Origin of the sequence: Empedobacter stercoris, from assembly GCF_025244765.1 — a bacterium.
Classification (GTDB): domain Bacteria; phylum Bacteroidota; class Bacteroidia; order Flavobacteriales; family Weeksellaceae; genus Empedobacter; species Empedobacter stercoris.
Genome location: NZ_CP104209.1, coordinates 2,150,768 through 2,177,479, shown reverse-complemented (window position 1 = coordinate 2,177,479; position 26,712 = coordinate 2,150,768). Strand labels below are relative to the sequence as shown.

Sequence of the window (26,712 nt, the reverse complement as noted above, 5' to 3'; positions counted from 1 at the left end):
TATTTGCATCACAATATCGATAACGATACTCCTCCTTAGCTCAGTTGGTTAGAGCATCTGACTGTTAATCAGAGGGTCCTTGGTTCGAGCCCAAGAGGAGGAGCAAAAAAGACAATCATTACGATTGTCTTTTTTTATTTTACAAATATTTAACACTACATCACACAACCTTTTCTCCTCTTAGATCATCTTACAAGTAGAAAACAAAAAATAAATTTAAGATGAAATTTAGAAAAGTATTTAGCATTTTAGCAATATTAATGGTTATGGTATCATTTGCACAAAAAAATAATAAAATGGATTATTCGATGTACCCAGAAGCAAAAGAAGGTTACGAACAAAAAATTATCGTTCTTCAACCTCAAACGAACGAAGAAAATTATTCGGTTGAAATTTTTGCTGGTAAAAAAGTAATGGTTGATTCGTGCAATCGTTTTTTCTTAAGTGGAAATTTTGATCAGAAAACAGTAGAAGGATGGGGATATAATTACATTAATTTCGAATCGAATGGGAATGTCGGAGGAACTATGATGATGTGTCCAGATAATCAATCTGTAGAGAAAACAATCTACGCTCAGTCTTTACAAACACGTTACAACAGCAAATTGCCAATTGTAGTTTATGTACCGAAAGGTTATACGTTAGAATATAGAATTTGGAAAGCTGATGAAAAACTTAACTTGGTAAAATAATATTACAGATTTTAAATTGAAAAAGCTCGAGAAATTCTCGAGCTTTTGTATTTTAATGGAAAACCAATTGTGTAATAGTATAAATAATCAAACCAACAAGCCCTCCGACAAGCGTACCATTTATCCGAATAAATTGTAAGTCTTTACCAACTTCCAATTCTAACTTTTCGCTCAGTTCTTTTCCTTCCCATTTATCGACTGTATTACTAATCAAACTTTCTACTTCTTTCACATTTCTCAAAATCATGCGGTAAATAAAATGACGTACCCAACTATTAATTTTATCAATCATTTCTTGGTTATCATTCAAATTCTCGGTTAATTTTTTAATGTTTTTATTGATATAAACTTGTATCGCAGAATTTGGATCATCAAAGCTTTCTGTCAGACTTACTTTAAGAGTCAACCACAAATCTGAGGCATATCCATTTAATCTTTCTTTGGTGATAAACTCATCTCGAAGCGATTCTAATTTCAATTTCCAATCGGGCGATTCTTTTACATTCAAAATATTTTCTCGAATAATTCGTTCGATATTATGACGAACTGGGTGTTCTTTGTCATTCTCTACCTCATCCAAAAAACTCACCACTCCTTCCACTACTCCTTTTGAGATTTTTTTTCCTGCAAAGAATGAAATGACAGGATGTTTTTCGTTTAATTTATCTTTAATAATCAAATCACTTTCGATGATATATTCTTTGGCTTTCGGAATAATTGCTTCTAAAATTTCATTGTGCTTTTCTTTTTCGAGGATATATTCTAAACTTGTTGAAACCAATTCTGGAAGATCAAACTGTTTTAAAATCTCATCACCTTTTAACGTGATAAAATCAACCACATCTTTATCATCTAAATCTTTGACAATCTTCTTCAAAAAATTAATCAATTCTACTTGTAACATTTCTTGATTAGTCGGCTTATTCAACCAATCAGCTGCATATTTCACCACTTCTAACTTAACGATATACGGACGAATAGTAGAAGGAATTAAAAAATTATCTGTTACAAATTGCCCCAAATTATCACCTATTGCATTTTTACTATTTTCGATCAAATTTGTGTGTGGAATTTTTAGCCCTAATGGATAGCGAAACAAAGCAGTAACCGCAAACCAATCTGCAAGTGCTCCAACCATAGCCGCTTCGGCAAATGACTCTACATAGCCAATCCAGTTTGCAGGAGAATATTGTTTCAAATAAACCATCAAAAAGTAAACAAAAGCCATCAAGATAAATAATCCTGTTGCAATTGCTTTATGTTTTTTGAGGCTTTTTATTTTCTGAAGTTCAGTCATAAACGTATTTTGAAAGAATTGAAGCAAAAATTTAGCCAATCAAAAAAGCGGAGAATTCTCCGCTTACAAATTTATGTATATAATTTATTTACTTTCTTGAAAAACCAATAATGCTACATTTGCACTTGATAATAATCGTTGGCTGTGATTGATGGTAAACAAGCGTTCGAAAGATGTTAATTCTCTGTGTACAACTCCTAAAACATCAATATTGTTTTGGGTACAAAAATTAATTAATCCTCCTTCTACATCTTTGTTGGTTTCTATCGTAACAATAGCTTCAGGATATTCGGATTGCCATTCTTTTTTAACGTTTAACATTTCTGGTGTAATTGACTTGTCATCGACATGAACAATATTCAACAATTTTCCGTAACGACTTGTCACTTCTTCCATCTCAGCCAAAGCCTTCGATTCGTTTTGGTGAAACAAGGTTGCAAAAGCAAAATTTCTTTCTTCCTTGAATTTTACTTGATTTGGAACAACCAACACAGGAACGGGTGAATTGTTGATTACATTTACTGTATTCGAACCAAAAAACTTTTTACCTAAACTATTTTGTCCATTTGTTCCCATTACAACATATCGAATATTATCTTTATTGATAATGTCTAAAATCATTAACAATAAGTCACCCACAATCAACGAACTTTCTATTTTGACATGTTCTAAGTGATTTTCTTTTGCTATGTTTTTTAATTTATTAATATAGTTTTCAAAGTTTTCTTCTGTTACATCAAGATAATTTCTAAGATTAGGTTGTACCGAAACTAACTTGATATCTGTATTTAAAACTTTTGCGAGATTTAAAGCATATAAAAAAGCATTGTTTGCTGTTTCAGAAAAATCCGTTGGAAATAATATTTTAGCCATAATTTAATTCATTAATGTGTTCTATTCTTTTTATAAATTTACAATTAATATTATGTCTATCCATAAAAAAAGCCTTGATTTCTCAAGACTCTATTATTTTTTATTCGTTTTTAATAACCAAAGCGGCGCAAATCATTTTCTTTGCTTCTCCAATCTTTTCGCACTTTTACAAAAAGTTTAAGGAATACTTTCTTATCAAAGAATTTTTCTAACTCTTCTCGAGCTTCTTTTCCTACTTTTGATAACGATTCGCCTTTATGTCCAATAATAATTCCTTTTTGAGAATCTCGTTCAACATAAATTTCAGCTTCAATCGAAATTAAATTCAAATCTTCTTTGAATCGCTCTGTTACGACTTCTACAGAATAAGGAATTTCTTTTTGATAGTTTAATAAAATTTTTTCGCGTATCACTTCGTTCACAATAAAACGCTCTGAACGATCTGTTAATTGTTCTTCTGGATAATATTGCGGACCTTCTGGAATGATTGCTTTAATTTTATTAATCAACAAATCGACATTTACATTTTCCTTTGCCGAAATGGGCAAAATCTCGGCCTTAGGTAATAATTCGTGCCAATATTCTACCGCTTCATTCAAACGATCTGGTGTAGCAGTATCAATCTTATTCAACAATAAAATAATGGGTGTCGATGTTTTTTGCAGACGTTCAAAAACTTCTTCGTTTTTCAAACGTTTTTCTCCGATTTCCACAACATAAAGAATCACATCAGCATCTACCAACGACTCTTTTACGGCGTCCATCATTTTGGTTTGTAACTCATATGCAGGATCTAATACGCCTGGTGTATCAGAAAATACAATTTGATAATCTTCTCCTGTCAAAATACCTTTGATACGATGACGTGTCGTTTGCGCTTTGTGTGTCGCAATTACAAGACGTTCTTTCATCAACATATTCATCAAAGTAGATTTCCCAACATTTGGATTACCTATGATGTTTACAAAACCGGATTTAAATTTCTTTTCGTCTGACATTCTGCAAATTTAGTGATTTCTATAATATTATTTCAGATTAATATGTTGAAGAAAAGATTAATCTTCTAATGAAATTTTAGTTTCATAAAATTGATTTTGGTCTGTATTTTGAATAATTCTAATTAACATCAAAAAAAGATGACAAAAGTTATGGTTTTTTGAAAAATATGATTAATTTCATACAAGTGTTATGGAAAAATTAAATTAACCAAAATTTAAAAAAATGATGAAAGCAGAGCTTATTGAAAAAGAAGAAGTAAGAAACTATAAGTTTTTAGATGCACCAAAAGACGAAGTAACAGTAGAAGTAAATAAGTTGAATGGTGCTGTTAGATTAGGGAATGAATTCAAATCGAAAGCATATATCACTTTTCAAACGGATCAAGGTCCAAAGAAAATCGAAACAACTGTATGGTCTGTTATGGATAAATTTTTGCAAATTAAAAATGGTGTTTTGATACCTTTGAAATCTTTAATTGATATTCAATACTAATAATTGTTTATGACTTAAACTAAAATGGGGACACTACATGTAGTGTCCCCATTTTAGTTGTTATTGATTATCATCTGATTGATTTAACAATTTAATTAACTCTTTTCGAATAGCGGCTTTGTCCTTACTTTTTGGAAATTCTCCAATAAAAAAAGTTTGTTGTGGAACTTCATTGCGTTCCAATTCGCTTTTCTGAATATCAACATGTTCTGTAAATCGACTTTCTATCACCAAAGAAATAACATCCTCTGTACTTCCTTGCTTCGGAAAAGTCACTACACTAAAATTATAATCAATATATGGTTTTAGTTTCTCTTCTATAACTTCTAAATTGACAACATCTTTTCCATTTAGCTTGCATTCGTTTCCTGAAATCCATCTAAACTTCTTCTGATCATCAGAAATAACAGCTTGTCTATACAGATTTAAAGACTCATCTTCATAAGGCGAACTTAAAACCAAATGGCCTTTTTCATCTTCAGAAAGTTCTATTTTATCTAAAACAGTATACTCTATATCATCTATATTTTTTACTGCAATCGGAAAACCATTTGCGGTAAACACTTGGTAAAAACTTGTTTTTTTATGATCTTTTAATTTCTGAATCAACTCATGTGATAAATGATCACTTTCGATCGCAATTTTTTCTATTCGAGCTAAATCGTCAAATGAATTTTCTAATTGATTTTTTGTCAAATAAGCATAATTCAAAGCATAACCAATTTCGCTTTGACCCTCGTTAGTTAACGGAATTTTCACTTGATCCGAATCTTCGTGACAATACAAATCTAATCCTCCTTCTATCGCTTGTACCAGGGATATTTCTCCTTCATTTTCTAACACAGATGAAATTAACAAAGACGAATCACCGCTCTTTAATCCTAAAAAATGATTCAATGATTGAAAAGTTTCATTTACAAACTGTCGATTAAACGTTGACGTATAAATATTATCTTCTTTCATATAATGAAAATTAAACATCTCATTTTTTCCATCGATTTTTTCCATCAATTCAAAAATATCATCCTGCCATTGAAAGGTATTCTTATCTTGAAATTCATTTAGAATTTCAGAAATCTTCTTTTTACTAAACTCTAATTTCATAATAGCTATTTTTTGTGCGGTTTTAATATATTGATAATCAAATTCAATCAATAATTTGACCAAAGGCATTTCAATTTCTATATTTATTGCTGTTGTTGAAAAAAAGTTGAAAAAAGAGCTCTCAAAAAATGGTAATTTTATAAAATCTAATAGATTATTATTTATCTTAGCAAGATGAATCACAAAACAGATTTTTCGAATTTAAGATTTAAACGAAATCTAAATTCTAATCCATCACATATAGAGTTATTTGAGTTAGATAGCTTACAGGTAAAAAGTGATTACGATTATAATGATGTAAAAGATTTAAAACAATTGGATTTTTTACCTGGTGTTGCACCTTATTTACGTGGTCCTTATTCTACAATGTATGTTCGTCAACCATGGACAATTCGTCAATATGCAGGTTTTTCTACTGCCGAGGAATCAAATGCATTTTACAAAAGAAATTTAGCTGCAGGACAAAAAGGTCTTTCAGTTGCGTTTGATTTGGCTACTCATCGCGGTTATGATTCTGATCACGAACGTGTTGTTGGAGATGTTGGAAAAGCTGGTGTAGCAATTGATTCTGTAGAGGATATGAAAATTTTATTTGATGAAATTCCATTGGATAAAATTTCAGTTTCGATGACAATGAACGGAGCTGTACTTCCTATTTTAGCTTTCTACATTGTAGCGGCTGAAGAACAAGGGGTTTCGCAAGAACAACTTTCGGGTACAATTCAGAATGATATTTTGAAGGAATTCATGGTACGTAATACATACATTTATCCACCAACACCTTCGATGAAAATCATTGCTGATATTTTCGAATATACTTCTCAAAACATTCCGCGATTCAATTCTATATCTATTTCAGGTTACCATATGCAAGAAGCTGGAGCTACTCCTGTTTTGGAAATGGCATATACATTAGCAGATGGTTACGAATACGTAAAAACTGGATTAGCTGCCGGATTAAAAGTTGATGATTTTGCTCCTCGTTTATCATTTTTCTGGGCAATTGGAATGAATTTCCCTCAAGAAATTGCGAAAATGAGAGCCGCTCGTATGCTTTGGGCAAAATTGATGAAGGAATTTGAACCTCAAAATAAAAAATCATTAATGCTAAGAACGCATTGTCAAACTTCAGGTTGGAGTTTAACAGAGCAAGAACCATATAACAATATTGGTCGTACAGCAATCGAAGCTTTAGCTGCTGCATTAGGAGGAACGCAGTCTTTACACACAAATGCATTAGACGAAGCCATCGCTTTACCTACCGATTTCTCAGCACGAATTGCACGAAATACGCAAATCATTTTACAAGAAGAAACACAAATTTGCAGAACTGCAGATCCTTTTGGTGGTAGTTTTATGATTGAGTCATTGACAAATGAAATGGCAAATCAAGCGTGGGAATATATTCAAGAAGTTCGCGAATTAGGTGGAATGACACAAGCGATAGAAGCGGGAATCCCGAAAATGCGTATTGAAGAAGCTGCTGCAAAAAAACAAGCCAAAATAGATTCTGGCGAAGTTTCAATTATAGGTGTTAATGCCTATCGTTCGAAATTAGAACAACAAGAGTTTGAAATTCTTGAAGTTGACAACACAACTGTTCGTCAAAAACAAATTGATCGATTAAATCAAATAAAAGCAGAGCGTAATAACGAAGCTGTTCAAGAGATATTAGCGCAATTAACAAAAGCTGCTGAAACAGGTGAAGGAAATTTATTAGAATTATCTATCGAAGCGGCTCGTCGTCGTGTAACGTTAGGTGAAATTTCTGATGCTTTAGAAACTATTTTTGGTCGTCACAAAGCAATTACAAGAGGAATTCAAGGGGTTTATGCTATGGAAGCAGGAAAAATGAATAAATTTGAAGAAGCTCGCAATTTAGCAGACGAGTTTGCAGAAGAGGATGGTCGTCGCCCTCGTATTATGGTCGCAAAAATGGGACAAGATGGTCACGATCGCGGTGCTAAAGTTGTTGCAACATCATTTGCTGATATGGGATTTGATGTCGATATTTCGCCATTATTTCAAACACCAGCAGAAGTTGCTAAACAAGCAATTGAAAATGATGTTCACATTTTAGGAATTTCTTCTTTAGCTGCAGGACACAAAACATTAGTGCCAGAAGTAGTAAAACTATTAAAAGAATTAGGTAGAGATGATGTATATATTGTTGTCGGTGGTGTTATCCCACGTCAAGATTATGATTACCTTTATCAAAATGGCGCAGATGCGATTTTTGGTCCAGGAACCAATTTAGCAGAATGTGCGTGCGAAATTTTAGAGAATTTATTGAAATCTTATAAATAAATCTATTTTAGTTTAAGTATTCCTGTCTATTGACAGGAATATTTTTATATTTATACCACACAAACCAACAAGCGATATGAATAAAACTCTTCGAAATATTATCTTAATCATCTGTACAATTTTTATTTTATGGTTTATTGGATACTTTTTAATTGGAGATTTTATTAGTTTAGAATTTGCGAATCATGAGTTTGCAAAACTATTCCCAAAGATTTTAACCTTTGCTACAGCTGTCAGCATTTATATCCTGTTTCTACTTTCTATTAAAAATAAAAATGGTTGGAGTTTTATGAATGTGATGAAATTTATCTTAGGCATTATATTTAGCTTACTTCCTTTATTAGCCTTTGAATATTATAACATTGGAAGTTGTACAAATTGGAAAGTTGACAAAAAAATTAAAGAAACGCTTTACAAATCAAACTCTTCTGACTCTGAAAAAATAGTATTATTTGAAACATTTTGCCCAGAATCAAACTTGAGAACAACTCAAATAAAACGAATTGTAGAAATTACGCCTCTTTTTATCACTACTTCTGATTTTGATGTTTCGAAAATCTCAGATAAAAGTTGGAAAAAACTTTAATCAAAATTAAACTTTATCCTAATTTAGATGTCTAACAGATGAAGAAATCAATTCATCTCATGACAAAATATATTTTTGCACTTCTTATTAGTTTCGTCACAACACTCTCTTTTGGACAAGATAAAATTACCATTACAGGAAAAGTAACCGATGGACTTCATTATCCATTAACTGATGCTGAGATTATATTAGGTAATCAATCCGATTCGACAAAAATTGTTTCTGCAACAACAAATGAATCAGGCGTTTTTAAACTTGAACTTACTCCACAAGAAAAACCCGTTTACTTGATTATTGATGATGCTTTAGAAGGTGTTTTCAAGCAAAGTTTTGAGTCTCTAAAAAACAACATTGACCTTGGTACTGTTATCATTAATCCGATGATTTATGATTTGGACGAAGTGATTGTAACCAATGTAGAACCCATTGTTGTAAAACAAGATACAATCGAATATAATGCGGATTCATACAAAGTAAAACCAAATGCAAACTTAGAAACCCTATTAAATGAGTTGCCTGGTTTTGAGATGGACGAAGATGGAAAAATAACGGTAAATGGCAAGGATGTTAATGAAATTTTGATAGATGGAGAACCTTTTTTTGGAACAGATGGAAAAGTCGCATTAGAAAATTTACCAGCTGATATCATCAAAAAAATTCAGGTTTCGGATTATAAAACGAAAAACGAAAAATTTTCTGGCGAACGCTCTAAATCTGATAAATCTTCGTTGAATATTACCTTGAAAGAAGACAAGAAAAAAGGTTATATGCTGAAGGCCACAGCTGGTTATGGAACAGCTAATCATTACGAAGGTAATTTAATGGCAAACTATTTTAAAGGAAAAAAGAAAATTAGTCTAATTGGTTCTTCAACTGATATTGCGTCTTCGGGAATGACAAATGGAGAAGGTTCGAGAGGACAAGGCAGAATGGGAAGAAGAAATTCGAACGGTGTTACAAACAATACATCAATTGGACTGAATTATAGTGATCAATTAAATGATAATTTGAAGATTGGTGCTGATTATAGACTGAATCATTCCTATACAAAAAACGACCAATTCAAACACATCGAAAACTTTGCTCCAAAAAACACGTATATATCTGATGCAAATTCTAAAACAAAAAATGAAACCTATGGTCATAACTTTGGAACAAATTTAGAATGGACAAAAAACAATACGAAGATCTATTTTTACCCGTCTTTTAACAATTCTTCATCAACAAAATCCTCTATTTCGGATAGTAAAACCTATTCAGATTTAGGAGATTTAAGAAATCAAATGAACCAAACATCCGATGCAAAATCAAATTCGAACATCTTCAAAACGATTTTATCACTTAATCAACAATTCAAGAATAAATCTTATTTAGACTTTAATTCGGATATTTCGATTGGCAAAACAGATCGCAATTCATTCATAAATTCGACAACTTTATATACAACTGATTCGATTGATGATATTTATCGAAATGTAAATGAACAAAATATTTCGAAAGATAATTCGTATAATTTTAACGTAAAATATACCTATCCCATTTCTGATTCTTTAAAAATTGCAGTTGGTACTGCATATAATTTAACCGATTCTGAAACCAATAATAGAACGTTAAATTACAATGAAACTACTGGAGAATATGATAACTTGAACACTGATTTGACACGATTTTATTCCACTCGACTGAATGAACTTAATCCATTCACTCAATTATTATTGAACAAAAAGAAGATTTCTGCAACCTTAAGATTAGGTGCAACGACTTATAATCAACAAAATTTTGGAATATTTAAAGCAGCTGATTATAGTTCGACACAAAACAAAACTTTAACAGATATTTCGGGTAATATTCGTTATCAAAATGGAAACAACTCGCTTTCTTTGTTGTATAATTATCAAACAAGTTTAGCTTCGACTTCACAAGTTTTACCAATTATAGACGAAACGGATCCGTTAGATGTTTTTAAAGGTAATCCTGATTTAAACCCTAATAAAGCACATCGAATCAATTTAATGTTTAGCAATTTTGATCGAAAAACACGTCAAGGATTCAATGCAAATTTAGGCTATACCTACAACGAATCGAATATTGTTAATTATACCGAAATGGATTATTCGATTTATAAAAGAACAACAACTTACGAAAATGTCAAAGGAAATTATCGCCTAAATGGTAATGTTTTTTTCAATAAACACTATCAAAAAGGAAACAATAAATTTAGAATTAATATTGGTACATCTGCAAGTTATGCATTAACACAAGGTTTTAGGGATGCTGTAAAATATGAACAGTACAACACGACTTTATCACCTATGCTAAGATTAAATTGGGATTACAGCGATTATTTAACAATTTCTCCATCGTACCGTTTAAACTTTACCAATTCTAAATATGTCAATTATTCGATTGATAATCAGAATAATATAACGCACAATTTCGGAATTAAAACGATTTCTACTTTTCCTAAAAATTTGACATGGACAAATGATTTCAGCTACAATTATAATTCGAGAATGGTAGCAGGTTTCAAGCGCGATTTCTTTTTATGGAATACAAGTTTAATGTATCGTTTCTTTGATGATAAATTAGAAGCTGGAATAAAAGTATATGATTTATTGAACCAAAATAATAGTTATACGCGAACAATTAATGCAGAGTCTGTCGTTGATCAACGTAACAATATTTTGACGCAATTCATCATGTTTTCATTAACTTTTAACCTCAATCAATTTGGAGCAAAAGTAAGCAAAACAGGAGATGGAAATCGATATAGAGAAAGTAGTGGAATGCAAATACAATAAAACAAAAAAGGCTCAATATTACACTGCCCCCAAAAAGTTAGACACTTTTGGGGGCATTTTTTATGACAAGAAAAGTAAAATATGGTGTAGCATTTAAGTTACGCTGTGTGAAAGAAGTTTTAGAAAAACATCGAACAATACGTTCAATTAGTAAAAAAGAAAATATACATGCTTCTTTATTAAAGAAATGGGTTTCTGATTATCATAATCAAGGAATTTCAGGTATAGAACCTAAAAAAAACCAAACGTATAGCGTTGAATTTAAGTTGAAAGTTATTAAGACTATAACCAAACAGTTTCTTAGTTTGCGTGAAGCACACTTGAAATTTAATATTCCAAGTGAATCGGTTATTATAAAATGGCAAAAAGATTTTGCTACCTTTGGAATAGACGGATTAAACCCCAAACCAAAAGGCCGTCCCAAGACTATGAGCACATCTAAGGGTAGACCTAAAAAATCGAAACAACCGTTAACAAGAGAAGAAGAACTATTGTTAGAGATTGAACGTTTACGTTGTGAAGTTGCACTCTTAAAAAAGTTCAATGCCTTAATTCAAGCCGAGGAAGAAAAACAAAAGAAACTTGGACGCAAGCCATAAATGAATTAAGGCCAGAATTTCATCTAAATTTACTTTTAGATTGTACACATATGGCTAGAAGCAGCTTTTACTATCATATTTCACGTAGTAAAACAGATAAATACGAGGAATTAAAACTTAAGATAAAATCCATTTATCATCAGCATAAAGGGCGATATGGCTATCGACGAATTACCGATGAATTAAGAAAATCAGGAACTATCATCAATCATAAAACTGTTCTTAAACTGATGAATAGCTTAGGATTAAAGAGTTTGATTCGAAGAAAAAAATACAAATCTTACAAAGGAGAACAAGGAAAGATTGCACCAAACATCTTGCAAAGAGCATTTAAGGCTGATAAACCCAACCAAAAATGGGTAACAGATGTTACCGAGTTTAAAGTAAAAGATAAAAAACTATATTTATCACCAATAATGGATCTGTACAATCAAGAAATTATCAGCTATGAGTTAAGCGAACGACCTGTTTTTAATCAAGTAACTCAAATGCTTAAAAAGGCATTTAAAATAACGAAAGACATCAAAGATTTGATATTACATTCAGATCAAGGATGGCAATATCAAATGAAACAATATCAGGCTTTATTAAATGAAAAAGGAATCATACAAAGTATGAGTAGAAAAGGAAATTGCTTAGATAATGCTATTATCGAGAATTTCTTTCGAATACTGAAATCGGAACTATTTTATTTACAAAAATTTAATTCTATTGAAGAGCTAAAAAAAGAAATAAAACAATACATTTACTATTACAATAACGATAGAATAAAATCGAACTTAAATAAAATGAGCCCGATACAATATCGAACTCATTTTTATAATTATTAATTTTTAATCTGTCCAAACTTTTGGGTGCAGTCTATATTTGAGCCTTTTTTGTTTTTACTATTTTAGCGAATTATTATAACATTTTCAAGAAGTTAACTTCTAATTCTGTTAATTTTCTATATTCACCTCTTTGTATTGTTTTCTTTGTAAGTCCAGCAAAAGAAACACGATCTAAAGCCTCTACCTCATACCCTTTCTCTTGGAAAATACGGCGTACAACACGGTTCCAACCAATGTGTAGCTCTATACCAACTTCATTTTTTGGTCGACCTTCGATAAAAGAAATCGCATCAACAACTGCAATTCCTTCAGGAATTAAGCGTACACCTTTTTTGATGTCAGCCATATCGTTAGCTGTTAATTTCTTATCCAATGTCACATGATATATTTTCTTAATATCGTGACTTGGATGCGTTAATTTCTTCGTTAAATAACCATCGTTCGTAAACAATAAAACACCTGTTGTTTGTCTGTCTAAGCGACCTACAGGGAAAATACGTGCTGTAGTTGCATTAGCCATTAAGTCCATAACTGTTTTACGTCCTTTTTCGTCATTTGAAGTAGAAATAAACCCTTTAGGTTTATTCAATACAAAATAGACATTTTTCTCTGAAGAGATTTTACGACCATCAAAACGTACTTCATCATCGGGTTGTACTTTATACCCCATTTCTGTAATCACTTGACCATTCACTGTAACGATTCCAGTTTTGATCAACTCGTCAGCCTCTCTTCTGGATGCAATCCCTGCATTCGCTACATATTTATTTAAACGAATAGTCCCGTCATCAACTGGTGCTTTTTTTAACCTTTTTACAAAAGGTTTTTCACCTGGTTTACTGAACGTCTTTTTTGGTCCAAAACTTTTCTTTCCTTCTTCTGTTGGTTTTCCTCCAAAAGTTGGTTTGCTTGAGCCAAAAGATGGTTTACCACCTTCTGTTTTTTTAGCTCCAAAACTTGGTTTACTTCCTCCAAAAGACGGTTTTCCTTTCCCTGAAGATGGTCGTGAAGAAGAATTTCCTCTTGCTGACCCACCTTTTCCACGATTGTTCCCGCCTTGGGAATTTCTGTCGTTGGATTGATTTCGTCTGTTATTCATTTGAATTTGATTAATTTATGCGCTTGTTAAAATTTTGCGCAATAGTTTGCAAAGTTAAGGGATTTATTTCGATTAATACGATACTAAATACACCTGCAACAATCATTCCTTTAAAAAAATAATGTAAAATCTTATATTCTTGCATAGTTTTGATTCTCCAAATGATAAGTAAGATCAAGGTAAATGCAATATTTGCTGCAATAAAAAAATATTTCATAGCACCCACATCATTTTTTATCAAAATAATAAAACCAATGATTAATTCGATAATAATTAAACCAGAAATTAAAATTTTGGTAAAATCTATTCCATATTTGATTGGAATCGAGTCGTAATTATAAATTAAATCTGCTTTCTGAGAGCTCAAATCTTTTACGATATCGGTAATCAACAACAAAATGGTTAAATATGTCGCGTGTAATGCAAGATTGAATGTAAAATGGTCAAAATAAATGAGTAATGCAAAAAATGGCATGACGCGAATAATAACCAAATAAAAATTTTTAATCAATGCAAAACGGTTAATCTTGTGGCTATAAAACCAAACTAAAAATTGATAAACGAAGAAGAAAATAAAAACACGCCAAGAAATCAAGGCCGCAATAAATAAAGCGAGTAAATTAAGAATGAGATAAACAGTTAATTTAAAGCCTTGCGTAACTTGTTTTTGCAAATATACTTGCATCGGACGTTTGAGTTCGTCTTTCTCTAAATCGTAAAAATTATTGATAATATAGCCAGCTGCAACGCAAAGAATAGAGCAAAGTATTAATCCATCTAATTTAGGATTAGTTAGCAATTCTCGGTGGCTAATATCGGGTGCAAAAATAAAAAGTGCGGCAAGATATTGTGCTAAAATTAACACAATAAGATTGTAACAACGAACAACAGAAAATAATGCAAAAATTTTTAAGATTATTTTCTGTATGTTCATAAATTGTATTTTAATAAATTATTTTATTAGAATTTGTAGATAACTTCTGTCTGAAAGTCTTTCAAATAACTTTTTGCTTTGTCATAATCTTGCGTAAATCCAAGAACGTAACCACCGCCACCAGAACCACAAAGTTTTAGGTAATAGGTATCTGTATCAATTCCAGTTTTCCAAGCGTCCACCAATTTTTGAGGAATCATTGGTCTAAAATGTTCATAACCCCAAGCAGATAATTTCTGAAGATTAGCAAAAAGCGGATTGTATTCTCCCTTTACAAAGTTTTCGATACAAGCATTGTTGTATTTGATAAATTCCTCTTTCAATGTTTTACGGAAACCTTCTTTTTTCATCTTTTCGAAGAAAATGTGAATCATTGGTGCAGTTTCTCCAGGAGTTCCTGAATTGATTAAGAAAACAGCTCCTTTTCCATCTTCTTTTGCAGAAGGCAAACCAATTGTCGAAATATCGTCTTTAGATTGTATTAGTAATGGAATATTCATGTAACAAATCAAAGGATCAATTCCAGAACTTTTACCATGAAAATGAGATTCTAAGTTTCCAAAAAGAGTTTTTAATTCGCTAATTTTTTCTTTGTTTAGATGTTGATTGATATCAATTTTATTCAATGCATATTTGTCATAAATAGCTGCGACCAAAGCGCCCGAACTTCCTACGCCATATCCTTGTGGAATATTAGAGTCGAAGTACATGCCGTTTGCAACATCTTCTGAAAAAGATTTTGTATCAAAGGTATCGGCAAAATTTTCTTCTAAAAATTTTGCATAATTTTTTAAGTGAGCATTTGATTGTTCTGCTATTTCAGAAGGTTCAAATTTTAATGCACCTTGGTAAAAATTATAAGGAATTGTTAATCCTTTCGAGTTCTCAATAATTCCATATTCGCCAAAAAGTAAGATTTTGGCATAAAATAATGGGTTTTTCATTCCACGCTAAAATTGGTCTTGCAAATCTACAAAATTTAAGCCAATCTTTTCTCAATTCGTAAAAGACTTTTGGTTTAAGAAATTGTAAATCACCTTTATTTGAAATCAATCGAATTATTTTTTCGTTTTAGACTTATTTTGGAATATATTTTGACTAATCATTTTAAAATAAATTAATTAAATTTTGATTAAGGTGAAATGATTTTAAACGAATTAAGACTAAAAATAGAGAATTAATGTATTAAAATATATAAATTTGCGCCATGTATATTACTGAATATTTATCAAACGAAGTTAAACCCGGAAAAGTTAGTTTTTCTCCAAGTCAGCTTTTAGAAGTTGTACAGGAGAATAGATTGACGCATATACCTTTGTTCCAAGGATTGGATTTTGTTGGTAATATCTCAGATGAAGATTTGATCGAATTATCTCTTAACGATGAAAAAGTGGATTACACTTCCTATTTAGAGCATTTTTATCTTTCGGAATCAAGTACGCTTTTAGATGTTATTCAGATGATGTACACGAATCAGGCGAATATCCTTCCAATTATCAATGAACAATCGCGCTATGTTGGTTGTATTACAGAAACGGATATAATCAATACATTAGCAAAATTTCCTTTTGTTGCAGCTCAAGGCGTCTCGATGTTAGTTTCTATTGCAGAAAAAGAGTTGTCGATGACTGCGATTTCTAATATTATCGAAGTGAATAATGGAAAAATTTTGGGAATGATGATTGTTGGTTACAAAGAAGATAGTGTTTATGTTTTGCTAAAATTTAGCTCTTCCAATTTGTTAGCGATTGGTGAAACATTTGAACGTTATGGATATCAAGTGATTCAGAAATTTTATAACGACGAAAAACAAGAACTTCTACAAAGTCGTTATGCACAACTATTAAAATACATGAATACCTAATGATAAAAGTTGCACTTTTTGGACAAAAAACAAGTACGTCTTTAACGGATATTATTCCACCATTTATTAATTATTTAGTTCAAAATGAAATTACTTTTTGTGTTGAACAAAACTTTCTTCAAATTTTAAAAGAGACAACTGATTTTCATAGCGAAAATGTAGAAACCTATACTTCTTATGAAGATCTTGACAAATCAGTCATGTTCTTATTCAGTTTTGGAGGAGACGGAACAATATTGTCTGCGACAACAATAGTGAAAGACTCTAACATTCCGATTATCGGTGTCAATACAGGTCGATTAGGTTTTTTAGCAACAATTAATAAAAATGTATTGTTAGAACAATTAGATAGTTTTTTCAATGGACAATACAATATTATTCCAAGAACTTTATTGACAGTAAAAAGAAGTGATGGTGTAGAAATTGAAAATAATTTTGCCATTAACGAAGTAACTGTTGTTCGACGCGAAACCACGAGTATGATAACAGTTGATGCTTATTTAAACAATGAGTTTTTAAATTCTTTTTGGTCCGATGGTTTGATTATATCGACACCTACAGGTTCTACAGGATATTCGTTAAGTTGTGGAGGCCCAATTGTACATCCTTCTAATCAAAACTTTGTGATAACACCGGTCGCACCTCATAATTTGAATGTACGTCCATTGATTGTGTCTGAAAATGAGAAAATTGACCTAAAAATACGCAGTCGTGCCAACGAATATTTTCTTTCCTTAGATTCTCGTAACTTTCCTTTAACAACTGATGTTGAGTTAACCATACAAAAAGCAGACTTCAAAATTTTAATTGTAGAAGCTATTGACGCGACTTATTTCACAACTTTGAGAGAAAAAATGCTTTGGGGTTCGGATAAAAGGAATTAAAATTTACAATAAAACTTCTTAATTTTTGTTAAATCAGTTACGTTGAATTGACTTTTGTTTATATTTGTTCGAATTTAAAGAAGATAAAAAGCAAAAGCCGAAAAAATAACACAACTTATGAGGAGATTATTTTTGTTTGTTTTTATACTATGTTTTTCGCAATTAACTTTTGCGCAAAGACATGAACTCGGAGTTTTTGCTGGTGGTGCAAATGTGATTGGCGATATTGGTAAAGCGAATTATATAAATCCTTTGCCAACAAAAACAGAACCAGGTGGAAAAATATATTTCCCTATTTCGATGGGCGCATTGTATCGTTTTAATATAAATCCACAAATGGGATTTAGAGCAAATGTTTCTTATTCGAAAGTAGGAGCAAGCGATCATCGCTCAAAAGAGTATTATAAATTAGAACGAAATAAAAATTTCCGAAATAATATTATAGAAGGCTCGGTGATGTTTGAGTATAATTTCTTTAATATCAATGATGATCAAGAAACAGCTCAATCTCCATATATCTTTTTTGGTGTAGGAGCATTTTCAGCAAAAGGAAAAGAATATGATTTCGATGGGACGAATATTATAGAAAAAACAAAATATAATACCGATTTATCAATTCCATTTGGAGTAGGATATAAAGTAAGATTTAATTATAGTTGGATTTTATCTTTTGAAACAGGTATTCGATATACAAATGTTGATTATATCGATTATAACACTGGAAAATTTAGTGAAGATTATAAAAATAAATTTCCTGATTATCTGAAAGGAGAATATAATTATGGAAATCTATCCAACAAAGATTGGTATGTGTTAACAGGAATTTCCTTAACCTATAGTTTTGGAAGACCTGCATGTTATTGCGATTAAAAAAGAATGGAAATTAGTTTAGTAGAACAAATAGATAAAAATAATATACCTAATCATGTTGCAATCATTATGGATGGTAACGGAAGGTGGGCAAAGAAGAACGGTAAAGAAAGAACTTTTGGACACAAAAGTGCTTTGGGAGCTGTACGATCTTCAATAGAAACTTGTCGAAAATTGGGTATAAAATATCTTACACTTTACGCATTTTCTACTGAAAATTGGAATCGTCCAAAATTAGAAGTCAATGTTTTGATGACTTTATTAAGTTCTGCAATTAAGGACGAAATAAATGAATTGCACAAAAATGGCATTCGATTGAATGTGATTGGAGATATATCAAAATTACCAAGCAAAGCATTCAAAGATTTGACTAAAGCAATGGAAAAAACAAAAGACAATACAGCTTGCGTTTTAACATTAGCATTAAGTTATGGTTCCAAAGAAGAACTATTAAATGCGATGAAATCTATTGCTCAAAAATACAAAGACGGTGAAATATCCGACAATGATTTTAATGAAGAATTAGTTCATAAAAACTTATATACACACGATTTACCAATGGTAGATCTTATGATTAGAACAAGCGGCGAAACCAGAATTAGCAATTTCTTATTGTGGCAAATTGCCTATGCAGAATTGTATTTTACAGAGGTTCTGTGGCCTGATTTTAATGAAGAAGAATTTTATAAAGCAATTTTAAATTACCAAAATAGAGAACGTAGATTTGGTAAAATAAGCGAGCAACTAACGAACTAATCGAACTGAAATAGAGGATTATGAAGAAAATTTTTTGGACAATGTGTATGCTTGGTGCTTACATGGCGCAAGCGCAAGTCGTAGATTCTACGAAAACCATTGATTCAACACAACAAGATAATTTTGTCTTAGATTATAGCAATTCTAAAACTTTCAAACTGAAAGATATTATCGTAACGGGAGATTCTAAATATTCTAAGAATCAAATTATTCGTTACGCAGGTTTTGCTATCGGTGAAGAGATAGAATTACCAGGTACAAAGGTGAATAATGCTGTAAAAAAATTATGGAGATCTAATATTTTCTCTGACATCGATTTGTATGTTAGCAAAATAGAAGAAGACGAAGTAACTTTAGAGCTAGCCTTAGTTTCAGTTCCAAGTTTAGGAGAAATCAAGATGAACGGAGTTAAGAAATCTCAGCGCGAAGATTTAATCAAACAAAATAAATTAAATCCAGGCGTTAAGATTACACAAAGTTTAATCAATTCAACAAATAATAGAATCAAAGATTACTATACTGGCAAAGGTTATCCAAACACAACAATTAAAGTAGATCGTCAACCAATCGAAGGAAAAGAAGATGAAGAAAACATTACATTGGATGTGAATCGTGGAGAGCGCGTGAAAATTAAGAAAATTATTTTCGAAGGAAATGAAAACTTAACTTCTGCTCGTTTGCGAAAAAAAGGAATGAAAAATACCAAACAGAAATCAATTAATATTTTCAAATCATCTAAAATGATTCCTGAAAAATTCCAGGAAGATTTGAAAACATTGGTAGAAGAGTATAAATCTGTAGGTTTTAGAGATGCAAAAGTTGAGTCTTATGATATCGAGAAAGTTGATGATAAAAACTTATTGGTTAAGATAAAAGTCAACGAAGGAAAACCTTATTTCTTAGGAGATGTTACGTTTTCTGGAAACTCTATTTATACATCTGAGCAATTGCAACGAATTTTTGGTTACAAAACAGGCGATCGTTATGATGCAGTAGGTATCAACAAAAAGATCTCAGGATCAGAAAAAGACGACGATATTTCGACATTGTATATGGATGGAGGTTATCTTTTTGCACGTGCTATTCCAGTAGAGAAAAGTGTAAAAAATGATACGATTGATCTTGAAATTAAAATTTTCGAAGGAACGCAAGCGACACTTAACAAAGTTACGATTAATGGTAATACAGAAGCTCATGACCATATTTTATACCGTGAGTTGAGAACAAAACCAGGAGATTTATTCTCTAAATCAGATATCAAGCGTACGATGATGGAGTTAGCTTCTTTGGGATATTTAGAGCCAACGCAAATTGTTCCAGATATTCAGCCTAATCAAGACAATAATACAGTTGACATTGAATGGAAAGTTGCACCAAAATCATCTTCTCAAGTAGAATTGCAAGGAGGATATGGAGCAGGTACATTTATCGGAACGTTAGGATTAACATTTGGTAACTTCTCTCTGAAAAATATTTTCAATAAAAAAGCATGGAAACCAATTCCAATGGGAGATGGTCAACAATTATCTTTGAGAGCACAAGCTGGTAATGGATATAGCAATTATAGTTTTTCTTTTGTAGAACCATGGATTGGCGGAAAACGACCGACTGCTTTATCAACATCTGTTTACTATTCTATGTATGATTACCGTGATAACTATGGTGAAAAAGCGAAGTTAGATATCTTGGGTGCATCTGTAGGATTAACAAAGTTATTAACTTGGCCAGATGATTACTTTAGATTATCAAACTCTATTTCTTATCAGTTATATAACTTTGATAACTATGCGATGTCAGTGGGTAATATGCAATATGAAAACGGTTCGTCGAACAACTTAAACTATACAATAGGTTTATCGCGTAACTCAGCAGGACCAGATCCAATTTTCCCACAATCAGGATCAGAAATTAATTTATCATTTACGACAACTGTTCCTTATTCTGCTTTTAAAGAAAAGGATTATACAAAAATGGACGATGTCGAAAAATTTAAATGGTTAGAATACTATAAATTTAAAGCTAAGGCTTATTTCTACAAAGAATTAACAGGTAAATTAGTTTTAAAAGCTGGTGGAGAATTTGGAGTTTTAGGTACATATAACCGTAAAATTGGAACGATTCCTTTCGAACGTTTTTACTTAGGAGGAACAGGACTTAATCAAAACCGATTTGATGGACGTGAAATTATTTCTTTAAGAGGTTACGAAGATACTTCTAACTCTGGAGGTCAAAATGGAGATATCACACCAGAAGGAGGAGGTACAATCTACAATAAATATTCGTTAGAATTACGTTACCCAATTACGATGAGCCAGACAGCAAAAATTTATGCCTTAACTTTTGCTGAAGGAGGTAATGTTTGGAACAATACAAGCGAATTTAAACCGTTTGAATTAAAACGTTCTGCAGGTGCAGGGGTACGTATTTACATGCCAGCATTTGGTTTATTAGGATTTGACTTTGGATATGGATTTGATAAAGGATTTGGACAAACAGAACGCTCTGGATGGCAAACTCACTTTATTATTGGACAACAGTTCTAATAAATTATGTAAATTTGTATAGAACGTTTTGGCATAGTTTTAGAATTAACACACTCAGAATATGAAAAAATGGATTAGCTTTATAGCGTTGTTCTTTGGATTTGCAAGTTTAACTTTCGCACAAAGATTTTGTTACGTAGATTCTCAATATATTTTAGAAAGTTTACCAGAGTATACATCATCTCAAAGTAAATTAAAATCTCAAACAGAATCTTGGCAAAAAGAAATTGAACAGAAAAAAGAAAATTTAGTTAAATTACAAACTGAATTTGAAGCTGAAAAAATTCTTTTAACAGCAGAACAAGTTAAAGAGCAAGAACAAAAACTAGCGGATGAAATTGCGGCTGTAAAAGTTTTACAAGATAAACGTTACGGGCCAAATGGAGATTTAGTAAATTTGAGACGATCAATGGTAAAACCTTTACAGGATCAAATTTATAATGCAACAAAAGAAGTTGCAGACAAAAGAGGTTATAGTTTTGTTTTTGACAAAGGAAGTGATTTGATCATGATTTATACGGATCCAAAGTTTGATATCAGCCGAGAAGTTTTACATACGCTGAGACCAGATTTGAAACCAACTAATTCAAAATCGAATTCAAATTCTAAAACAAGAAAATAAAAAAGAAACACAAGTAATACAACAAGAAAATAAATTTTAAAACAAATTAGACTAGAAATGAAACAAATTAGATTGATAGCAGTATTTACAATGATGGTTTTCGGTAGCGTTTTATCATTCGCTCAAGAAATTGCACATATTGATACGCAAGCGGTTATTGAATCAATGCCAGCCTACAAAAAAGCAGAAACTGATTTACAAGCTTTAGGTAAAAAACACGAAGAAGCAATCTCTAAATTACAAGCTGACTATAAAACTTTTATGGAAGCAGCTCAAAAAGATTTAGCTGGTAAATCTCAAGAAGAAGCTCAAAAATTAATCGCTGCTAACAAATACCAAGAAAAAGAGCAAGAAATGCAAAAGAAATACGAAACTTATGCAAAAGCTGCTCAAGAAGAAATGCAAGCGAAAGAAAAAGCTTTAATGGATCCAATCGAAAAAAGAGTGATGGATGCAATTAATGCTGCAGCTGCTAAAAAAGGAGTTAAATACGTTTTACCTGCAGGTGTATTAGTTTACAAAGCTGGAGGATATGACTTATTAAACGACGTTAAAAAAGAATTAGGATTATAATTTTAAAAAATTATTAATATCTTCAAGCCACTATTTTAGTGGCTTTTTTTATATATGAAAAGAATTTTAGTTACAGGTGCGAATGGTCAATTAGGTCAATCCATTTTAGAACAATCTAAGACTTACAAAGAAATTGAATGCTTTTTTATAACTCGAAATGAATTAGACATAACGAATGAAGAGTTAATCAAACATTACTTCGATGATAAATCATTTGATTTTGTTGTCAATTGCGCTGCATATACAGCTGTAGACAAAGCCGAAGATGAGCAAGAAAGTGCTTATTTGGTTAATGCGAAAGCAACCGAATTTTTGGCTAAAATAACAAATGAGAAAAAAATTCCGTTCATTCATGTTTCGACAGATTATGTTTTTGATGGAACTGCTTCTCAACCTCGTATGGAGACAGATCAAACCAATCCAATTGGCGTATATGGTCAAACAAAGTTGGAAGGAGAAAATTTAGCTTTAAAAAACAATCCGAAATCAATTATTCTTCGTACAGCCTGGGTATATTCAAGATTTGGAAATAACTTCGTTAAAACGATGCTAAGATTGTTTCAAGAGAAAGAATCGATTTCTGTTGTAGCTGATCAAATTGGTTCACCAACAAATGCGATTGATTTAGCTGATGCAATTTTAGAAATTATTTCGACAGATGAATTAACTTATGGAATCTTTAATTATTCAAACGAAGGAAAATGTTCTTGGTTTGAATTTGCGCAAAAAATAAAAGAATTTTCAAGTTCAACGATTGAGATTAACCCTGTTCCAACTTCAGCTTATCCAACGAAAGCGAAACGTCCTGCGTATAGTTTATTGGACAAAACGAAGATCAAAGAAGTTTATCAACTTACAATCCCGAATTGGGAAGATAGTTTGAAAAAAGAATTGAAACATTTGTTATAATTTCATTTAATGATATAGCAAAAAAGCTCGAGAAATTCTCGAGCTTTTTGTATCTATTAATTAGGAATAATTGCTTAATCTAAAACTTCAAAACGAGTATAGGGCTGTAAAGCTTTCGGAATTTTAACTGTTCCATCAGCTTGCTGATGATTCTCTAAAATAGCGGCTAAAATTCGTGGTAAAGCTAATGCAGATCCATTTAATGTGTGAGCCAATTGCGTACCATTTTCGTCTTTGAAACGTAATTTCAAACGATTTGCTTGGAATGTTTCAAAGTTTGAAACAGAAGAAACTTCTAACCATTTTTCTTGTGCTTCAGAGAAAACTTCAAAATCATAAGTTATTGCAGATGTAAATCCAGTATCGCCACCGCATAATCTTAGAATACGATAAGGTAATTCTAAATCTTCTAAAATACCTTTTACATGTTCTATCATACCATCTAAAGATGCATACGAATTTTCTGGTTTCTCTATACGAACAATTTCTACTTTCTCAAATTGGTGTAAACGATTTAAACCTCTAACATCTTTTCCATAAGAACCAGCTTCACGGCGGAAACAAGGAGAATATGCCGTCAATGTAATTGGTAAATCTTCAACTTTTACAATTGTATCTCGGTAAATATTTGTTACAGGAACTTCCGCTGTTGGAATCAAGTACAAATCATCTTCACCAATATAATACATTTGCCCTTCCTTATCAGGTAACTGACCCGTTCCATAACCAGATGCCTCGTTAACTACGAAAGGAGGAACAATTTCTGTATAACCAGCATCAGCATTTTTATCCAAGAAGAATTGTGTTAAAGCACGTTGTAAACGAGCACCTTTTCCTTTGTAAACAGGAAAACCAGCTCCAGTAATTTTAACACCTAATTCAAAATCAATGATGTCAAATTTCTTAGCAACTTCCCAATGAGGTAAATTTTCAGGTTTCGCAGCTGCAACTCCATGTTCAAAAACAATTTCATTATCGTCTGCATCTTTTCCTTCTTTTACAAGTTCATTTGGGATATTTGGAATTTGATATAAAATCTCTTTAACGGAGTTTTCGTAAGATGATAACAAATCTTGTAATTCTTTCGATTGTGTTTTTAAATCGACAGTTTTAATTTTTAATTCATTAGCCTCTTCCGATCTTCCATCTTTAAACAAATTACCAATTTCTTTTGCTAATTTGTTGGATTCAGCTAATATATTATCCAATTCAAACTGAGTTTTACGACGAAGTTCATCCACATTTAAAACTTCATCAACAAGATCTAATTGTTTGAAGTTACGTTTTTTAAGTCCTTCAATAACACGATCTTTGTTTTCTTGAATGTAAGAAACTACTAGCATATCTTTAATTAAATTTATACAAATGTATAAATAATAAATATTTTAGAATAGCGTTTAAACCATTTCACGCTAAAAATAGATAAAAAAGACATTTTTAGCATTAATTAAAGACTGAAATGAATAATCATAAGAAGTATTGTTTTTTACAAAATAATTTTAAATTTTGTAAAATATTTTTCAAGAACTTCATTTACAGTTATTTAATTTTTAAAATATATGAAAATGATGTTACAATTATATTACACTGATTTTACATGACGAAGATCAGTTTTCAAAATAAATTTGTCAAAGAAAATTAATCGGAATTATTAATTAAAACAATAAAAAAATGAAAAAGTTTTTCGCAGTAGTTGCAGTAGCAGCATTATCTTTAGGAGCAGTATCTTGTGGCGAGAAAAAAGCAGAAGAAACTCCAGCAGCAGTAGATTCAGCAGCAGTAGTGGTTGATTCAGCAGCGGCAGTAGTTGATTCAGCGGCAGCAGTAGTAGACTCAGCAGCGGCAGTAGTTGATTCAGCAGCAGCTAAAGTAGAAGCTCCAGCAAACTAATTGAAATAATTCAATCACATAAAAAAACCACTCATTTAATGAGTGGTTTTTTTATGTCGTTTTAAGATGTAGATAACGAGTTAACTTGATTGAAAGATCCAATAATATAATTTTAGAATTTCCATTTCGTTCGATGTGATACGAAGCCTCAGTTATTTCTTTTAAAATATCTTCGATGTTTGCTCCATGAATAAACGGTGCAAAACCTTGCCATTTAAAACCTTCAGCATTTATTTGTAAAAAAACTAATTCCTCAGATTGATAGTTTTTTAATAAGGCTTGACGAAAAATTTCGGAGCAATAATTTAAAAAATCTTTTTGTTCACTGCGCGACCAACTTGCAATTTGATTTGACCAATCAATCAAGTCCTTCAAAACAGTTGGTGTTTTTGCTGCCATAAATGCTTTTCGAACCCAAGTGACAAAATATTTATCAAATAAATGTTCGTCATCATTCAACTGATGCAATGCTTCGCGTAAATTTCCCTGTGATAAAAAGGCGATATGTTGCGCTTTTTCTGTAGTAATATTCTTCTTCTCAATTAAATAATTTTGAATATCAGCTTGAGATAAGCGAGGAATTTTCACCAATTGACAACGGGAAGTTATCGTTTGCAAGATTAAATCTTCATGTTCTGTTACCAGTAAAAAAAGTGTTTTGAGAGGTGGCTCTTCTATAATTTTTAACAATTTATTCGCTGCTGCAGTTGTCATTTCCTCTGCTTGCCAAATAATCATTATCTTATATCCACCTTCGTAACTATTTAAAGCAAGTGTTTTTACAATTTCGTCTGCTTCATCAACAGGAATAACACCTTGTTTTTTTTCTATACCAAGGTGAGACATCCAATCGGTTAAATTACCATAAACATTTTCTTCAACAAAGCTTCTCCAATCGTTTAATAAATACTTTGCAAGAGGCTTTTTGACATTTTCTGTTGCCGAATAAGGAAAAGAAAAATGTAAATCGGGATGTTGTAATTTATCAACTTTAAGATTACATTGTTCGTTATTCAATCCACACAAAACTTCTCTTGCATAAGCAAGTGCTAAAGCCAAAGTTCCTGAACCTTCTGGACCAGAAAAAAGCTGTGCATGGCTAATACGACCATCTTTTATAGATTGTTGAAGTTTGTTTTTAATCTCTTGTTGTCCAATTACATTTTCCCAAAGCATAAGCCAAAGTTA

The 26,712-nt window shown here is 31.5% G+C and carries 24 protein-coding genes, 1 tRNA gene and 1 pseudogene; 17 read left to right on the top strand and 9 right to left on the bottom strand.

What is annotated here, in order from left to right; all coding sequences use genetic code 11:
- The first annotated feature begins 29 nt into the window (after positions 1–29).
- Positions 30–103: transfer RNA gene (locus NZD85_RS10300), tRNA-Asn, on the top strand.
- Between the two features lie 118 nt (positions 104–221).
- Positions 222–692, top strand: a complete 471-nt coding sequence (locus NZD85_RS10295; RefSeq protein ID WP_260541716.1) for an ecotin family protein — start codon at positions 222–224, stop codon at positions 690–692.
- A gap of 52 nt (positions 693–744) precedes the next feature.
- On the opposite strand, the gene NZD85_RS10290 is transcribed toward NZD85_RS10295, so the two are convergent.
- The 3 genes from NZD85_RS10290 to era form a co-directional block, all read right to left on the bottom strand.
- Positions 745–1,989, bottom strand: coding sequence for a DUF445 domain-containing protein (locus NZD85_RS10290; RefSeq protein WP_260541714.1), 1,245 nt, complete (start codon positions 1,987–1,989; stop codon positions 745–747).
- 84 nt (positions 1,990–2,073) lie between these two features.
- Positions 2,074–2,862: a universal stress protein gene (locus NZD85_RS10285; protein WP_171623490.1), complete on the bottom strand. Its 789-nt coding sequence runs from the start codon at positions 2,860–2,862 to the stop codon at positions 2,074–2,076.
- A gap of 110 nt (positions 2,863–2,972) precedes the next feature.
- Positions 2,973–3,860 carry a GTPase Era gene (gene era, locus NZD85_RS10280; protein ID WP_171623491.1) on the bottom strand — a complete coding sequence of 296 codons (888 nt, stop codon included), beginning with the start codon at positions 3,858–3,860 and terminating at the stop codon, positions 2,973–2,975.
- 223 nt (positions 3,861–4,083) lie between these two features.
- Here era and NZD85_RS10275 point away from each other — a divergent pair, with 223 nt between their 5' ends.
- Positions 4,084–4,353 (top strand): hypothetical protein, encoded by a 270-nt coding sequence (locus NZD85_RS10275; protein WP_171623492.1) that lies wholly within the window; start codon positions 4,084–4,086, stop codon positions 4,351–4,353.
- A 60-nt stretch (positions 4,354–4,413) separates the two neighbouring features.
- Here the strand turns inward: NZD85_RS10275 and NZD85_RS10270 are convergent, their stop codons facing one another.
- Positions 4,414–5,457: a hypothetical protein gene (locus NZD85_RS10270; protein WP_260541713.1), complete on the bottom strand. Its 1,044-nt coding sequence runs from the start codon at positions 5,455–5,457 to the stop codon at positions 4,414–4,416.
- Positions 5,458–5,631: 174 nt separating this feature from the next.
- Here NZD85_RS10270 and scpA point away from each other — a divergent pair, with 174 nt between their 5' ends.
- The 5 genes and pseudogenes from scpA to NZD85_RS10245 all read left to right on the top strand — a co-directional run.
- Positions 5,632–7,764: a methylmalonyl-CoA mutase gene (gene scpA / locus NZD85_RS10265; RefSeq protein WP_260541712.1), complete on the top strand. Its 2,133-nt coding sequence runs from the start codon at positions 5,632–5,634 to the stop codon at positions 7,762–7,764.
- 76 nt (positions 7,765–7,840) lie between these two features.
- Positions 7,841–8,350, top strand: coding sequence for a hypothetical protein (locus tag NZD85_RS10260; RefSeq protein ID WP_188319383.1), 510 nt, complete (start codon positions 7,841–7,843; stop codon positions 8,348–8,350).
- Between the two features lie 38 nt (positions 8,351–8,388).
- Positions 8,389–11,151 carry an outer membrane beta-barrel protein gene (locus NZD85_RS10255; protein ID WP_260541711.1) on the top strand — a complete coding sequence of 921 codons (2,763 nt, stop codon included), beginning with the start codon at positions 8,389–8,391 and terminating at the stop codon, positions 11,149–11,151.
- A gap of 62 nt (positions 11,152–11,213) precedes the next feature.
- The gene (locus NZD85_RS10250) at positions 11,214–11,750 is read left to right on the top strand and encodes a helix-turn-helix domain containing protein (RefSeq protein ID WP_260541709.1); all 537 of its coding nucleotides are present in this window, start codon (positions 11,214–11,216) and stop codon (positions 11,748–11,750) included.
- Positions 11,741–12,580 (top strand): annotated as a pseudogene (locus NZD85_RS10245) (IS3 family transposase); the annotation flags it as partial. The gene NZD85_RS10250 and the pseudogene NZD85_RS10245, both read left to right, overlap by 10 nt.
- 73 nt (positions 12,581–12,653) lie before the next feature.
- Here the strand turns inward: NZD85_RS10245 and NZD85_RS10240 are convergent.
- The 3 genes from NZD85_RS10240 to NZD85_RS10230 are packed head-to-tail and all read right to left on the bottom strand — an operon-like array spanning position 12,654 to position 15,557.
- Positions 12,654–13,679, bottom strand: a complete 1,026-nt coding sequence (locus tag NZD85_RS10240; RefSeq protein ID WP_260541707.1) for a pseudouridine synthase — start codon at positions 13,677–13,679, stop codon at positions 12,654–12,656.
- A gap of 10 nt (positions 13,680–13,689) precedes the next feature.
- On the bottom strand, positions 13,690–14,613 hold the full coding sequence (locus NZD85_RS10235; RefSeq protein ID WP_260541705.1) for a UbiA family prenyltransferase: 924 nt from the start codon (positions 14,611–14,613) through the stop codon (positions 13,690–13,692).
- A gap of 26 nt (positions 14,614–14,639) precedes the next feature.
- Entirely contained in the window at positions 14,640–15,557 is a 918-nt protein-coding gene (locus NZD85_RS10230) for a mevalonate kinase family protein (RefSeq protein WP_260541704.1), read from the bottom strand.
- Positions 15,558–15,820: 263 nt separating this feature from the next.
- Here NZD85_RS10230 and NZD85_RS10225 point away from each other — a divergent pair, with 263 nt between their 5' ends.
- The 8 genes from NZD85_RS10225 to rfbD all read left to right on the top strand — a co-directional run bounded on the left by NZD85_RS10225 (position 15,821) and on the right by rfbD (position 23,634).
- Positions 15,821–16,477: a CBS domain-containing protein gene (locus tag NZD85_RS10225; protein ID WP_260541703.1), complete on the top strand. Its 657-nt coding sequence runs from the start codon at positions 15,821–15,823 to the stop codon at positions 16,475–16,477.
- Positions 16,477–17,361 (top strand): NAD kinase, encoded by an 885-nt coding sequence (locus tag NZD85_RS10220; RefSeq protein ID WP_171623501.1) that lies wholly within the window; start codon positions 16,477–16,479, stop codon positions 17,359–17,361. Before NZD85_RS10225 ends, NZD85_RS10220 begins: the two co-directional genes overlap by 1 nt.
- A 117-nt stretch (positions 17,362–17,478) precedes the next feature.
- The gene (gene porG, locus NZD85_RS10215; protein ID WP_260541701.1) at positions 17,479–18,231 is read left to right on the top strand and encodes a type IX secretion system protein PorG; all 753 of its coding nucleotides are present in this window, start codon (positions 17,479–17,481) and stop codon (positions 18,229–18,231) included.
- 12 nt (positions 18,232–18,243) lie between these two features.
- Positions 18,244–18,987, top strand: a complete 744-nt coding sequence (locus NZD85_RS10210) for an isoprenyl transferase (protein WP_260544564.1) — start codon at positions 18,244–18,246, stop codon at positions 18,985–18,987.
- 20 nt (positions 18,988–19,007) lie between these two features.
- Positions 19,008–21,530 carry an outer membrane protein assembly factor BamA gene (gene bamA / locus NZD85_RS10205; protein ID WP_260541699.1) on the top strand — a complete coding sequence of 841 codons (2,523 nt, stop codon included), beginning with the start codon at positions 19,008–19,010 and terminating at the stop codon, positions 21,528–21,530.
- A gap of 61 nt (positions 21,531–21,591) precedes the next feature.
- Positions 21,592–22,152, top strand: a complete 561-nt coding sequence (locus tag NZD85_RS10200; RefSeq protein WP_171623504.1) for an OmpH family outer membrane protein — start codon at positions 21,592–21,594, stop codon at positions 22,150–22,152.
- Between the two features lie 57 nt (positions 22,153–22,209).
- Positions 22,210–22,725: an OmpH family outer membrane protein gene (locus NZD85_RS10195; protein WP_171623505.1), complete on the top strand. Its 516-nt coding sequence runs from the start codon at positions 22,210–22,212 to the stop codon at positions 22,723–22,725.
- Between the two features lie 54 nt (positions 22,726–22,779).
- A complete protein-coding gene (gene rfbD, locus NZD85_RS10190) occupies positions 22,780–23,634 on the top strand; it encodes a dTDP-4-dehydrorhamnose reductase (RefSeq protein WP_260541698.1) in 855 nt (284 codons plus the stop codon).
- 74 nt (positions 23,635–23,708) lie between these two features.
- On the opposite strand, the gene serS is transcribed toward rfbD, so the two are convergent.
- On the bottom strand, positions 23,709–24,977 hold the full coding sequence (gene serS, locus NZD85_RS10185; protein WP_171623507.1) for a serine--tRNA ligase: 1,269 nt from the start codon (positions 24,975–24,977) through the stop codon (positions 23,709–23,711).
- Positions 24,978–25,305: 328 nt separating this feature from the next.
- Here serS and NZD85_RS10180 point away from each other — a divergent pair, with 328 nt between their 5' ends.
- A complete protein-coding gene (locus NZD85_RS10180) occupies positions 25,306–25,524 on the top strand; it encodes a PG1828 family lipoprotein (RefSeq protein ID WP_171623508.1) in 219 nt (72 codons plus the stop codon).
- A gap of 51 nt (positions 25,525–25,575) precedes the next feature.
- Here the strand turns inward: NZD85_RS10180 and NZD85_RS10175 are convergent, their stop codons facing one another.
- Positions 25,576–26,700, bottom strand: a complete 1,125-nt coding sequence (locus NZD85_RS10175; protein ID WP_260541696.1) for a DNA polymerase III subunit — start codon at positions 26,698–26,700, stop codon at positions 25,576–25,578.
- Between the last annotated feature and the right edge of the window lie 12 nt (positions 26,701–26,712).

Coding starts and splice junctions, on each gene's coding strand:
- NZD85_RS10295 (WP_260541716.1), top strand. CDS start 222: ATGAAATTTAGAAAAGTATTTAGCATTTTAGCAATATTAATGGTTATG.
- NZD85_RS10290 (WP_260541714.1), bottom strand. CDS start 1,989: ATGACTGAACTTCAGAAAATAAAAAGCCTCAAAAAACATAAAGCAATT.
- NZD85_RS10285 (WP_171623490.1), bottom strand. CDS start 2,862: ATGGCTAAAATATTATTTCCAACGGATTTTTCTGAAACAGCAAACAAT.
- era (WP_171623491.1), bottom strand. CDS start 3,860: ATGTCAGACGAAAAGAAATTTAAATCCGGTTTTGTAAACATCATAGGT.
- NZD85_RS10275 (WP_171623492.1), top strand. CDS start 4,084: ATGATGAAAGCAGAGCTTATTGAAAAAGAAGAAGTAAGAAACTATAAG.
- NZD85_RS10270 (WP_260541713.1), bottom strand. CDS start 5,457: ATGAAATTAGAGTTTAGTAAAAAGAAGATTTCTGAAATTCTAAATGAA.
- scpA (WP_260541712.1), top strand. CDS start 5,632: ATGAATCACAAAACAGATTTTTCGAATTTAAGATTTAAACGAAATCTA.
- NZD85_RS10260 (WP_188319383.1), top strand. CDS start 7,841: ATGAATAAAACTCTTCGAAATATTATCTTAATCATCTGTACAATTTTT.
- NZD85_RS10255 (WP_260541711.1), top strand. CDS start 8,389: ATGAAGAAATCAATTCATCTCATGACAAAATATATTTTTGCACTTCTT.
- NZD85_RS10250 (WP_260541709.1), top strand. CDS start 11,214: ATGACAAGAAAAGTAAAATATGGTGTAGCATTTAAGTTACGCTGTGTG.
- NZD85_RS10240 (WP_260541707.1), bottom strand. CDS start 13,679: ATGAATAACAGACGAAATCAATCCAACGACAGAAATTCCCAAGGCGGG.
- NZD85_RS10235 (WP_260541705.1), bottom strand. CDS start 14,613: ATGAACATACAGAAAATAATCTTAAAAATTTTTGCATTATTTTCTGTT.
- NZD85_RS10230 (WP_260541704.1), bottom strand. CDS start 15,557: ATGAAAAACCCATTATTTTATGCCAAAATCTTACTTTTTGGCGAATAT.
- NZD85_RS10225 (WP_260541703.1), top strand. CDS start 15,821: ATGTATATTACTGAATATTTATCAAACGAAGTTAAACCCGGAAAAGTT.
- NZD85_RS10220 (WP_171623501.1), top strand. CDS start 16,477: ATGATAAAAGTTGCACTTTTTGGACAAAAAACAAGTACGTCTTTAACG.
- porG (WP_260541701.1), top strand. CDS start 17,479: ATGAGGAGATTATTTTTGTTTGTTTTTATACTATGTTTTTCGCAATTA.
- bamA (WP_260541699.1), top strand. CDS start 19,008: ATGAAGAAAATTTTTTGGACAATGTGTATGCTTGGTGCTTACATGGCG.
- NZD85_RS10200 (WP_171623504.1), top strand. CDS start 21,592: ATGAAAAAATGGATTAGCTTTATAGCGTTGTTCTTTGGATTTGCAAGT.
- NZD85_RS10195 (WP_171623505.1), top strand. CDS start 22,210: ATGAAACAAATTAGATTGATAGCAGTATTTACAATGATGGTTTTCGGT.
- rfbD (WP_260541698.1), top strand. CDS start 22,780: ATGAAAAGAATTTTAGTTACAGGTGCGAATGGTCAATTAGGTCAATCC.
- serS (WP_171623507.1), bottom strand. CDS start 24,977: ATGCTAGTAGTTTCTTACATTCAAGAAAACAAAGATCGTGTTATTGAA.
- NZD85_RS10180 (WP_171623508.1), top strand. CDS start 25,306: ATGAAAAAGTTTTTCGCAGTAGTTGCAGTAGCAGCATTATCTTTAGGA.
- NZD85_RS10175 (WP_260541696.1), bottom strand. CDS start 26,700: ATGCTTTGGGAAAATGTAATTGGACAACAAGAGATTAAAAACAAACTT.